Source organism: Bradyrhizobium sp. (genome assembly GCF_028868675.1).
GTDB lineage: Bacteria > Pseudomonadota > Alphaproteobacteria > Rhizobiales > Xanthobacteraceae > Bradyrhizobium.
Genome location: NZ_JAGWUA010000154.1, coordinates 1 through 11,744 on the forward strand (window position 1 = coordinate 1; position 11,744 = coordinate 11,744).

General features: G+C 66.3%; 14 protein-coding genes. 1 reads left to right on the top strand and 13 read right to left on the bottom strand.

Going from position 1 to position 11,744, the window contains the following annotated elements; genetic code table 11:
• On the top strand, window positions 1–373 hold a 373-nt coding region (locus tag KGM94_RS18340), incomplete at its 5' end, for an SPOR domain-containing protein (RefSeq protein ID WP_300262417.1).
• A gap of 214 nt (window positions 374–587) precedes the next feature.
• Here KGM94_RS18340 and KGM94_RS18345 read toward each other — a convergent pair.
• The 13 genes from KGM94_RS18345 to mgtE form a co-directional block, all read right to left on the bottom strand.
• Window positions 588–1,316, bottom strand: coding sequence for a DnaJ domain-containing protein (locus KGM94_RS18345; protein ID WP_300262420.1), 729 nt, complete (start codon window positions 1,314–1,316; stop codon window positions 588–590).
• Window positions 1,317–1,371: 55 nt separating this feature from the next.
• Window positions 1,372–2,127, bottom strand: coding sequence for a VWA domain-containing protein (locus KGM94_RS18350; protein ID WP_300262423.1), 756 nt, complete (start codon window positions 2,125–2,127; stop codon window positions 1,372–1,374).
• A 151-nt stretch (window positions 2,128–2,278) separates the two neighbouring features.
• Entirely contained in the window at window positions 2,279–3,139 is an 861-nt protein-coding gene (locus KGM94_RS18355) for an alpha/beta fold hydrolase (RefSeq protein WP_300262425.1), read from the bottom strand.
• A 331-nt stretch (window positions 3,140–3,470) separates the two neighbouring features.
• A complete protein-coding gene (locus KGM94_RS18360; RefSeq protein ID WP_300262428.1) occupies window positions 3,471–4,394 on the bottom strand; it encodes a division plane positioning ATPase MipZ in 924 nt (307 codons plus the stop codon).
• A gap of 336 nt (window positions 4,395–4,730) precedes the next feature.
• A complete protein-coding gene (locus KGM94_RS18365; protein WP_300262431.1) occupies window positions 4,731–5,171 on the bottom strand; it encodes a DUF1489 domain-containing protein in 441 nt (146 codons plus the stop codon).
• A 44-nt stretch (window positions 5,172–5,215) separates the two neighbouring features.
• Window positions 5,216–6,181, bottom strand: coding sequence for a hypothetical protein (locus tag KGM94_RS18370; RefSeq protein ID WP_300262434.1), 966 nt, complete (start codon window positions 6,179–6,181; stop codon window positions 5,216–5,218).
• Between the two features lie 158 nt (window positions 6,182–6,339).
• Window positions 6,340–6,543, bottom strand: coding sequence for a hypothetical protein (locus KGM94_RS18375; protein WP_300262437.1), 204 nt, complete (start codon window positions 6,541–6,543; stop codon window positions 6,340–6,342).
• A 198-nt stretch (window positions 6,544–6,741) separates the two neighbouring features.
• Window positions 6,742–7,110, bottom strand: a complete 369-nt coding sequence (locus tag KGM94_RS18380) for a YidB family protein (protein ID WP_300262439.1) — start codon at window positions 7,108–7,110, stop codon at window positions 6,742–6,744.
• Window positions 7,111–7,205: 95 nt separating this feature from the next.
• Window positions 7,206–7,868, bottom strand: a complete 663-nt coding sequence (locus KGM94_RS18385) for a glutathione S-transferase family protein (RefSeq protein WP_300262442.1) — start codon at window positions 7,866–7,868, stop codon at window positions 7,206–7,208.
• 93 nt (window positions 7,869–7,961) lie between these two features.
• A complete protein-coding gene (locus tag KGM94_RS18390; protein ID WP_366526253.1) occupies window positions 7,962–8,732 on the bottom strand; it encodes a hypothetical protein in 771 nt (256 codons plus the stop codon).
• A 182-nt stretch (window positions 8,733–8,914) separates the two neighbouring features.
• The gene (locus tag KGM94_RS18395; protein ID WP_300262448.1) at window positions 8,915–9,733 is read right to left on the bottom strand and encodes an aldo/keto reductase; all 819 of its coding nucleotides are present in this window, start codon (window positions 9,731–9,733) and stop codon (window positions 8,915–8,917) included.
• Between the two features lie 121 nt (window positions 9,734–9,854).
• Window positions 9,855–10,160 carry a helix-turn-helix domain-containing protein gene (locus KGM94_RS18400; RefSeq protein ID WP_300262454.1) on the bottom strand — a complete coding sequence of 102 codons (306 nt, stop codon included), beginning with the start codon at window positions 10,158–10,160 and terminating at the stop codon, window positions 9,855–9,857.
• Between the two features lie 63 nt (window positions 10,161–10,223).
• Window positions 10,224–11,645: a magnesium transporter gene (gene mgtE, locus KGM94_RS18405; RefSeq protein WP_300262451.1), complete on the bottom strand. Its 1,422-nt coding sequence runs from the start codon at window positions 11,643–11,645 to the stop codon at window positions 10,224–10,226.
• Window positions 11,646–11,744: the final 99 nt, after the last annotated feature.

Consider the following 11,744-nt stretch of genomic DNA (forward strand, 5'->3'; position numbering starts at 1 on the left):
CAACGGCCTCCTCGGCGTGCTGCCGGCGGCAGCGGGCGCCCCGGCGCCCGCCGCGCGGCTCGCCTCCGCCGACCCGGCACCGGAACCGATGCCGATGAACAGCCAGGTCAAGCCCGCTGTCGCCCACAGCGGCTGGATCGTCCAGGTCGGCGCGCTCGAGAGCGAGGGCGAGGCGCAGCAGCGTATCGAAACCGCGCGCAGCTCGGCCCGCGGGCTGCTCAGCAAGGCCGATCCGTTCACCGAGCCGGTCGTCGCCAGGGACAATCGCAAGCTGTTCCGCGCCCGCTTCGCCGGCCTGGAACGGGATCAGGCGGAAGCCGTCTGCCGCACGCTGAAGCGCGCCGACATTTCCTGCATCACCGTGCGTAACTGATCGCCTTCGGAGTCATTCGCAGACCGATGCCCCCGCCTCGCGCGGGCATTGTCGTTTCAAGCGGCACTCCGCAACAACCTCTCGTCAAGGATTTAGGGTTAAGACTTTCCTCAAGGGATCGACCACGCCGGGAACGGCGGGCGGCTTCAGGGCGACGGCAAACAGGGCAAGCAGGGCTGCACGGGCAACGAGCGTTGGTAGCGTGGTGCCGGAGTCAGCCGTTATGCGTGCGAAGCAGAGTATCCTTGGCCTCGTTTACACGGGCAGCGAGGTACGTCGACCCCCCTTGGTCGGGATGCAGTTTCTTCATCAGGGCACGGTGAGCCCGGCCGATCTCGTCACGCCCCGCGCCCGGCTGCAGGCCAAGGATCTGATAGGCCTCCTCGTCCGTCATTTTGCCGCTCGACGGCGCGCGGCGCTGCCCCCCTGCCGGATCTCCCTGCGCGTCCTGACGCCAGGCGGGAAACCGGCGGTCCAGATAGCTTTCAAGTAACGCCACGCTCTCGGCGTCGAACGCCGGGCACATCGCAAGCAGCGCGGCGAGATCGAACTCGTCGAGGCTCCGCCCTGCGTTGGGGCCGTCGGCGAAGCGGCCGGTGAGCCGGCCGGTATCGTGGTCGAGCTGCATGTCCAGAAATTGCGAGCGCACGCGCGAGGCCTGGCCGGGCGAGCGGGTCGCGCCGCCGCCGAACATCCCACCGATATTGCCGAAGCCCGCCGTGTTGAACGGCGACCAGCCGAGCAGGCCCGCGCCGAAGATGCCGATCGGGATCGCGACCGCGAGCTCGCCCTTCAGCCCCGTGAACGCCGCGACCGCGAGCGCAACCACGCCGCCCACGATCTTGATCGCGCGCGCCAGCACGGCTGGATTGGCGGCACGGAACATCTGCAGCAGCAGATAGAGTGTGAGAACGGCGACGGCACCGGCGATCAGGGTCGGCATGACCGCAATATAGTCTCCTCCTCCGCAAAAAGCATGCGGTGCGGCCGATCGGGGATCACTTCATCTGGCCGATCAGCTTCGCAGCCCCGCTGCCGCTCCTGGCAAGCTTGAGCAGCGCCTCGCGGCCGCCGGCAGCATAGGCTGCGGCGGCGCGCAACAGCTCGCGCAACTGCGCCGCCGCGCCCGGATCGAACCGGCACCAGGCGCCCCCGGTCAGCCGCGCGATCTCGCGAAACGCCTGCTCGGCGACCGCGTCGTGGCCCTCCTGAAACATGAAGACCGGCACCTTGAGCATGCCGAGTTCTCCCGCCTTGGCGCAGAGCTCGTCGACCTTCTCTTCCATGGCGTCGCCGACGAAGACCACCGCGCGCACGCCGGAGGCGGCCGCTTCGCGCCGCGCCTCGCTCAAGACCTTGCCGATCTGGGTGTTGCCGCCGCGGCAATCGATCCTGCTCATCAGGCTTGCGAGCCTGGCACTGTCGGAGATCCAGGAACTCGCACGGCATTCGTTGAAGCCGCGGTAGTAGACGAGCCGGATATCGAGGCTGCCGAGAGCCGCCGCCTCGCGGAACATGTCGGCCTGCAGCGTGCAGGCCATGTCCCAGGTCGGCTGCCGGCTCATCGTGGCGTCCAGCGCGAAGATCAGCCGGCCCTTGGCGCCCGGCGCATGCGGAGACATGGCGCGGGCCTTGGCGACGAAGGCGGCGATGTCGTCGGAGGTGGACGTCTCGGCCTGCGGCAGCTTGCCGGACGTGCCGGCCTGGCTCGAGACGGCGTCGCCGCTGCGCGGCTTGGTCGGTTCGCGGGACATCCCTGCTCACACGTCGATGACAGCCTCAATGTGGATGGCGCCGCGCCGGCGGTCAATGCAAGAAGCCCCCGCGGCGATCTGCACAGCGGAGGCTTCGGGTTTCGCACGGTTGACGGGCCGGCGCGACCCGTGAGCCGCCAATCAGCTCTCGTCAGCTCTTGGCGGGGCCCATCAGCGCGACCGGACCCGGCTCCAGGATCTTCGGCGGCGATTTGAGCGTATCGACCGGCGCCACCTCGCTGTCGGTATCGACGAGGAACTTATCCAGCATGCCCTGGATCGAGGCCTTCGCATCGTCGGGACCGGTGTCGCGCATGTCGTTGTGCTGGAAGTCGGTCTTCACGACCGTAATACCCGCCTTGGCCGCCACCTCCTGGCCCGGAAGCACGCCGGGGTCGGTCTTGAACTGTGGATCGTTGGAGCGGAACGACAGGATCTTGAACTTGCCGGCGGTGACGAAGGGCACGCGCAGATTGTCCAGCGTCACGACCTTCTTGATTTCGTCCGGATACTGCTTGGCGAAATACATCGTGATGTCGCCGCCCATGGAGTGACCGACCATGGTCACCCGCTCGTAGTCGGCGTTGGGCTCTACTTTCTTCATCTCATGCAACGCACAATGGATGTTGGCCACGCCGCGCAGAATCTGCGGTAGGCGACCGACATAGAGCTCGCCGGGCTTGGTCACCATCGGCGGATCGCTCGGCAAGTCATGCTGCGGGCTCAGCACCAGATAGCCCCGAATGGCGAACACGTTGGCCAGGAAACCGTACTCGGTGTTCTTGACGGTATTACCATGATTGATCACCGCCACCGGCAGCCTGATCAAGCCGGCATCGGCCTGCAAGACCTTGTCGCGGCGGACCGCGACATCGACGGGCACCGGCCGGTTGTCGCGCGCGGGGTCGTAGAAGGTGATGGTCTCGTGCCTGATAGCCCAATGTGCCATCGTGAAATAGCCGACACCAACCATCGCGCCAACCGAAACCAAAACGGCAATTCCACGCTTCATGTTCGTCCTCAGCTCCAAGCGTATCGCGCCTGAAATCCCGGTTGAAATCGTGTTGCTTGAGGGCTCTCGCGGCCTCTTGTCGGTTCTTTCCTAATATATGTCACAGTGACGTGACAGGAAGGCCAAATGTTGTGAACGTGCAGCCCTTTCATTGTGCGACGCACTGCCTAGCGTACCGCGTACTCACGTCTTGATGCGGCAACTCTTCGACGTAACCCGCCTGAATCGGGTTCATTTTCGCCGAAACAACAGAGATCGCCGGGTTCCAGATCGAAACCCGACAACCGAGCAAACTGCGGCTCAGTTTGGAAGTAGCCCTCTACCGCGACGATCAAGCGCCGAGGATGTCGTGGACTTCGAGCGGCTTGTCGACCTGGTCGAACCATTCGGCGCGGTTGGCCGCACGGCGGCGGCCGCGCTCGTCGAGCGGCAGCTTGAGCTGGCGCAACAGGCTCGTCACCTCCTCGCGGGCCGTGACGTGTCCGAGATTGGGCCGCATGCCGAGCGTCGCCTCGTCGATGTCGTCGAGTGCGGTCAGCCCGCGTGGAAAGAACTCGCGATAGACGACGCGCTCGGCAAAGCCGTCGACGTAGCGGAAGCCGAGCCGCAGCGACAATTCCTTCAGCCCGTCCGCGACCAGCTGCTTGTTGCGCGAGCCGAGCATCGACAGGCGGTTGCGCACCACGATCCAGTCGGTGGTCGAACCGTCGATCTGGCGGCGCTTGCGTCTGGCGTCCCGCACCATCTCGGCGTAGTGGCTCTCGCCCGTCACCGCATAATTGGCGGGGTCGACGGTGCCCAGGACGTCGAAGTCCAGGAAACTGTCGTTGATCGGCGTCACCAGCGTGTCCGCCATCGAATGCGCCAGCCGCATCAGGTAGCTGTCGGTGCCGGGCGTGTCGATGACGATGAAGTCGTAGCTGTTCTCGACCGCGCAGACCGCTTCCATGAACTGCTGGAACTCGGAGTTCTCGTTCTCGGCGATCTGCATGGTCTGGCCGAGCTTGATGCAGCGATGTACCGGCAGCTCGAGAGCGAGGCCGGTCCGGCGCGCCCAGGCGGAGCGATTGTTGATGTAGCGGGTGAAGCTCTGCTGCCGGCAGTCGAGGTCGATGGTCGCGACGCGCTGGCCAGCCTTGAGCAGCGCGACCGCAATGTGCAGGGCCGAGGTGGACTTCCCCGATCCGCCTTTCTCGTTGCCGAGCACGACCACATGCGCCGAGCCCGATTGGCCTTGGCTAGTCTGCACAAGCATAAGGAATCCTCACGCCCCTTGAAGAAATATCTTCGAGTTCGTCGTGTCTGCGGTCAAGTGAAATGCGTGTCACGACGCGCAAATCGCAATGCGCTCGCCTTAACCATGAATCGCGCAAGCCGCTGCGCGTCTGCGATGGAGTCCATGATGCCGCGACATGCGCGTCACCGAATTGCTCGCTCCCAGCGCATGCCACCGGACGTACCTGCGCGACATGGCGTCCGGCCGGAGTTGATGGACATCGTCGACGGCATCACCGAGCGCGGGCGCCGGATCGAGATGCCGCCAGCGGAATGGACCCGGCTGCACATCGTGAGCTCGCCGCAGCTTTGAAGACTACAACAGGCCGAGATCGCGCAGTTCGCGCCGCATCGGCTCCGGCATCGCGGCGATGGTGCCGGCGGCGGCCTTGCCGAGATCGGGCGGCACGGCATCCTCGGTGAGATAGCGCCAGCCCTGGAATGGTCGCATCGGCCGCGGCGATACCGCGATCACCATCGGCCGCATCAAGATGCGGCAGCGTCCGATGCCGTTCTTGTCGCGGAACGGCTCGATGCCGATGATCTTCTCGCGCGCGGCGATCTCGCCGCGGATCACCCAATAGAGCGAGCCTCCGGCGAGGATCTCGTCCCCGCGCTTGGGCACCATCCGGGTGACATGGATATGATGTTGCGGCAGACCCTTCTTCCTGGCGGCCGACATGCGTTCGGCGACCCGGTCCTTGAGGTCCTTGATGGACTCGCAACCGACGGCGAGCTTGATGAGATGCAGCGGCATGGAGCAAGCAATAGCCCCCTGCCCAACCGTTTGAAAGCGCAACCCTAGTTGTTATCCGCAGCCGCGGGCGCCGAGGCGGGCGGCGCGAGTTGCACCGGCGCGGCCGGCGCGCGCGCTGACTTCGGCGCGGGCTGCTTCCTGGCTGCGGCCGGCGGCGGAGCTGCGGCCTGCGCAGAGGCCGCCGCCGGACGCTGCGTCGGAGTCGCGGACGGCGCCTGGCGCGCGGCCGCCCCGCCGGCCGGCGGTTCCGGCGTCATGATGCTGACGGGCGGCGTCGAGGCGGCGCTCGGGAACTCCGCATTGGTCGGCTTGCCGGTCGGCAGCGACGACGGCAGCGCCGCGATCATCCCCGGCATCGCCGTCGCTGGCGCATTCCAGGCCAGGGAATGGCGGGCGACCAGTGCCTCATAGAGATGGGCATCCATGTTGGAGGCGATCTGCTGCCGGTCGGTCAGTGCGCGGAAAGCGGCGCAATCGGCCGGGGTGCAGTTGTCGCGCGCAGCCAGCACGTAGGCCACGAGCCCATAGCGGTCGCGCTCGAGCGCCCGGCGCAGCGCCCTCAACTCCGGCGTCATGCGCTTGTCGGCGCCGGCGACGTCGCCCAGCGCGGTCAGCCGGGCGAGCTGGCCCGCGGTGTAGGTGACGGCGGCAGCCGCGATCTCCGGCGTGCCGAACAGCGCCTTTTCGCAGGCTGACAGGACCGTGTCGCCGGCGAGATCGTCGAGGCAGGACAGCGCCGGCGCGGCCGCCATCATGGCGGGCTGGGCGCGGGTCTCGGCGACGGTCACCCTGCCGGCCGGACCGTAGAAGCGGATGGTGGCAGCCACTGCGATGCCGATGGCGAGCAGCGTGATCACGGTCAAGGCGCCGTTCGCCACCGACTTCTCGGCGCGCAACAGCGTGACCAGCAGGATCAGTCCGAAGAAGCCGGCCGCCGCCAGCGTCAGCCACATTGGAAACGCGGGCGAGCGCCAGATATGGTCGAGCGAAGTGGCCCATGCCCAGTTCATGCGCGACGTCCCCTCACGCGAGCCAAGAGCGAAATTGAGCGACGGCGAGCGCCGCGAGTCGGCAACCGCCCCCAGACCAGATGTGAACTCGAACCGGGCCTTTTGACGGCGGGGCAAAATAAAATTCGTCGCGCGCCAGCGTGTAAACGGCTTACCCGTCAGGACAGGGCGAGCTGGCTTTCCTTGGCGACGCGCTCGAAGGCTTCAGTCGAACTCTTGATCCGATACTGGCAGTCGTCGCCTTCAGTGGGCAGCAGGCGGATGACCTCATAGGTACCGCTCGCAGCCGGACGCGCGATATTGCTCGCAGTGTAGTAGACGCGCGTTCCAATGGGGAATTTGTGCTTCAACGCCCTCTCCATACCCAGGAAAAGCCGGCCGCGCCCACGGTCCCGAATGCAGCAGCCGACTGGAAACATGGCTCCTATAGCACACGGCCGGCCGTTTTGACCAGCGGTATGCCAGCATGGCAAATACCACAATCCCGCTGGTTTTTCAGTACGATAGCAGGGAACTTCGCCTGCTCATGATACCGCCCGCGGAACCGCGCCCGCGTGCCGTCAAGCCGCGTGCGGCAGTTTGCCGTCGGGGCTCGCATGGTCCACCGCCTTGGGCAGTTCCTGCGCGAGAATCGCGCCGAGCTGGTCGACGGGGATGTTGTAGCGCGCGGCCAGCTGCCTGACGGTGTCATTGCCCAGGACCTGGCGGAGCTGGTCGGCGCTGATCGGCATGTTCTGGCCGTTGCCGAGCCAGGATTTCACCTGCTCGCCGAAGCCGGCCTGCTGCAGCTTGGCGACGATCGCGTTGAGGCCGCCCTGCTGGCCGTTGCCGAGCACCTCGCTCAGCACGGCCGGCAGCACCGCCGCACCGAGCTGGCCGAGCGCGCTGCGCAAGGCCGGATTGTTCTCCAGCGAGTCCAGGATTCCCATGGCCAGTCCCTCCCTTGCGGATCGTCCGCCGTCAGCGCGGCTGATTGAGTGCCACCCGCGGGCCCGCCGTCAAGCAGCGCCGAGCCGCCTCGTGATCACACATTCTCGAACTTTTCGATGACGAGCGTTTCGGCGAGGCCCTCTTTCGTCCATTGCTGGAATGCCGGCAGCGCCATCATCGTCTCCATATAGGCCCTCGTCTCCGGCGTGACCTCGACCGCATAGGTGCGGAAGCGGTGCACAACGGGCGCGTACATCGCATCCGCCGCGCCGAAGCGGCCGAACAGGTACGGCCCGGTGGCACCGTGCCGCGCGCGGCAGTCCCGCCAGATCTCCTCAACCCGCGCGACATTGGCCTGCGCATCCGCCGACAGCGTCACGGCGCGGACCGGCCGGTGCAGGTTCATGCCGCACTCGTTGCGCAGCGGCAGGAAACCGGAATGCATCTCGGCGCAGACTGAACGCGCATGGGCGCGGGCGGCGCGCTCGTCGGGCCACAGCCTGGCGTCCGGAAAGCGCTCGGCGACGTACTCGATGATCGCAAGCGAATCCCATACCGTGACGTCGCCGTCGATCAGCACGGGCACCTTGCCGGCACGGCTGTAGTTCAGGATCCGCTCCTTGTCGGCCTTGTTGTCGGTGTAGAGCGGGATGAAGATTTCCTCGAACGGGATGTTGCTGGCGCGCAAGGCGAGCCAGGGTCGCATCGACCAGGACGAGTAGTTCTTGTTGCCGATCGCAAGCTTCAGCGCAACCATCCGACGATTTCCTTGCTCTGGCGCTCCATCAGGATACGGCTTGTAGCGTCTCGGCGGGCACGCAATCAATCTCCCCATGCGGCTCGCGCGGGACTACGACGCGTTGAAGTCATGCGGGGTGAAGGTGAGGTCGAGCACCTTCCACTCCTGATACTTGTCGGCCGGCAACATCGTATAGGGCTGGCAGGCCTCGAGCGCGCTCCTCGCGGACTGCATCAGGATCGGTCCCTTGGCGGATGCGCTCGCCTCGATCAGGATCGGGGCCCGCGCCAGCATGCCGTCGGTGGTCATCACCGCGCGCAGCCTTATGTGGACGTTATCCGTCGGCGCGACCGCGTCGGGCAGCTTCGCGCAGCTCTTCAGGTGGCGGCGGAACTCGGCGATGACGTTGGCCGGAAGTCTTGCCGACACCGAGTCCTTGGCGTCGCCGCCATCGTTCTCCCTGGCACTGTCCTTGAGAATGTCCTTGGGTGCGGGCGGCAGCGCATCGGGCAATCCCAGCATGACGCCGTACTTGATGGTGACGTCGGGCTCGGGAGGCTTGAAATTCGGCTGGGGCGGCACGGGCTGCGGCTTCTGCTGTGCATCGACGTCCCGCCGCTCCGGCGGCGGTGAAGCCTGCCGGGGCGACGACGCTTTCGGCGCCGCAGATGGCCGCCGCGGCGGTACGACCTCCTTGTTGGCGGCCTCCTCCTTGGCGGTCTCCGCGACGGCAGGCAGCGGCGGCGGAGCCAGCTCCGCCGCCGTGTTCTTCAATTCATCCGGCGTGACGATGTCGACCGAGACCGTCTCGGGCGGTGGCGGGTGGAACGGATGCACCTTGTGGATGGCGAGGATCAGGGCCAGCAGCGAAAGATGCGCCATCGCCGACGCCGCAATGTCCGTCCGTATGATCCGCCGCGGTTCCATCGCCCATCTATTACAGCGTTTTCGTGGAGACCGGTTCGCGCAAGGAAAACGCGTCGAAACAATAGTCCAGCGGCTCGGCTCCAATCAGATCCGGACCTCCGGCTCCCACCGTCGTCCTAGCATACCGTGGCAGCCCCTCAATCCCATTTCGGCGCGAAGCCGAAATCGGTCAGACGGCCCTTCGGATGCGCCAGTGCGGAAATCCGGCTCATCTCCTCCTGCGACAATTCGAAGTCGAATATCTCGATGTTTTCCGAGAGCCGTTCGATGCGCGAGGTCCGCGGGATCGCGGCGACGTTCTGCTGCACCAGCCAACGCAAGCATACCTGCGCCGGCGTCTTGCCATGCGCCCGTCCGATCCCGACCAGCGTCTCGTCGTGCTTGATCCGGCCCTTGGCGATGGGACTGTAGGCGACCAGCGCAAGGCCGTGCCGCTCGCAGGCCGCCCTCACCTTCGACTGGTCGAGATAGGGGTGGTACTCGACCTGGTCGCACACCAACGGCTCCGGACTCGCGGCGACCGCCTCCTCGATCAGCGCCACCGTGAAATTGGAGAGGCCGACGTGTCGCGTCAGCCCGAGCCGCTTGGCATGCGCCAATGCGCCAAGCGTCTCGGCCAGCGGCACGTGCGGATTGGGCCAGTGCAGCAGCAGGAGATCGACGTGAGGCAGCCGCAGCCTGACCAGGCTCTCCTTGACCGAGCGCTCGAGGTCGTGCGGAGCAAAGTGGTTGGTCCAGACCTTGGTGGTGACGAATACATCGTCGCGCCGGACGCCGGAGGAACGCAGACCGTCGCCGACTTCGCGCTCATTGTCGTAGACCTGCGCAGTGTCGATGTGGCGGTAGCCGAGCCGTAGCGCCTGCTCGACGACCCGCGCGCAGGTCCGGCCGTCCAGCTCCCAGGTCCCGAGCCCAAGCGCCGGAATTCTTGCACTCTTGGCTTCGACGAACAGCATGGAGAATCCTCAGTTCGCCCATTTTGGCATTATGGACCCCGGACGGGACACTGCCAACCAAGGTGACGGCAAGCAGCAACGGCATTCCGCCGAGCCGCATCAGGCCTTGATCAAGCCTTGATCAAGCCTTGGCGAGCGCCTGAAACACCGTCTCCGGCGCGTGCGCGATCACGGCGAGCAGCGCCCGGGCCGGTCCGCGCGGGGCGCGCTTGCCCTGCTCCCAGTTGCGGATGGTCTCGACCGGCACGCCGAGCCTGGCGGCGAATTCCATCTGGGTGAGACTGGCGCGACGGCGCAGATCGCGCACCGCAAGCGCGCCGGGCTCGCCCGGCGGCGCAACGTGCAGCGCCGGCTGCAGGGCAAACTCCTGCCCGTCCCGCAATTCGACGATTCGTCCGTCCGCTTTCAGCCGCAGCCGCATGTCCAACCCCAAGCGGGTGGATCATGCGCGAAGCGGCTTAAGCCCGGCTTAACGATCGAGCTCCTGCAGCTATTTCAATCCGAACCACAGCGTGGCGATGCCGAGAAATGAGAAGAAGCCGACGACGTCGGTCACCGTCGTGACGAAGGTGCCGGAGGCCACCGCCGGATCGGCCCGCACCCGCTCCAGCCCCATCGGGATCAGGATGCCGCCGAGCGCGCCGGCGACGAGGTTGCAGATGATCGCAAGTCCGATCACGACCCCGAGGCCGGGGATCCTGAACCAGGCCACCGCCGCGACTCCCGTGATGACCGCGAAGGCGATGCCGTTGACGAGGCCGACCAGGCTTTCGCGCATCACTACGCGCCAGGCGTTGCTGGAGCCGAGCTCGCGCGTTGCCAGCGCCCGCACCGCGACCGTCATGGTCTGGGTCGCGGCGTTGCCGCCCTGGCTCGCGACGATCGGCGCCAGCACCGCGAGCGCCACCATCTTCTCGAGCTGGCCCTCGAACAGGCCGAGCACGGAGGACGCGAGGAAGGCGGTTGCGAGATTGACCAGCAGCCAGTTGAAGCGGCCGCGCGCGATGGTCAGCACGGTGTCCGACAGCTCTTCGTCGCTGGTGACGCCGCCGAGCGCCTTCAGGTCCTCGTCCGCCTCTTCCTCGATGACGTCGACCACGTCGTCGACGGTGATCACGCCGACCAGGCGATCCTGCGTATCGACAACGGGCGCGGCCACGAGATTGTACTTGCCGAACATGCGCGCCACTTCCTCCTGGTCCTCCAGGACGGAGACGCGCCGGCGATCCTCGTCGGTCAGGTCGGTGAGCGGGACCGGGCGGCGCGAGCGCAAGAGCACGTCGAGCGGCACCGCGCCGAGCCAGTGCTGGTCCTTGTCGACGACATAGATTTCGTAGAATCGCTCCGGCAGGTCGGGCGTGTCGCGCATGTAGTCGATCGCCTGGCCCACGGTGAAATCCGGCGACACCGCGATGAACTCAGTCTGCATGCGCCGGCCGGCGGAGTTCTCCGGGTAGAGCAGGCTGCGTTCGAGCGCGACGCGCTCGGGCAGCGGCAGCTTCTCCAGGATCTCCTCCTGCTCGTCCTCGTCGAGGGTTTCGAGCAGCTCGACGGCGTCGTCGGAATCGAGCTCGCGCACGCCCTCGGCGACCGTCTCCGGCGGCAGCTCCTCGAGGATCTCCTCGCGCACTCCCTCGTCGAGCTCGTTCAGCGCCGAGAAATCGAAGTAGCGTCCCGTCAGCTCGACCAGGCGCACGCGGTCGTCGGGCTCGAGCGCCGCGATCAGGTCGCCGAGATCGGCCTCGTGCAGTTCCGCGACGATGGCGCGCAGCAGCGCGGTATCGGAAGCCTCGATCGCATGCGCGATCTCCTCGACGAATTCGTGACGAATTTCGCCATCTTCGTTGCGCATCGGGACATGGTCGAGGACCGACGCCTCGGCGGCCGGCACAACGTCCATATGTTCGTCCATGGCGCGCCTCGCCGTTTGACAGGATGGATCAATTGGTCTGAGTTCGAGTTCAGGCAATACTCACAAGGCAGCGCCAAGTTCAATGACAAAGATGCTTCC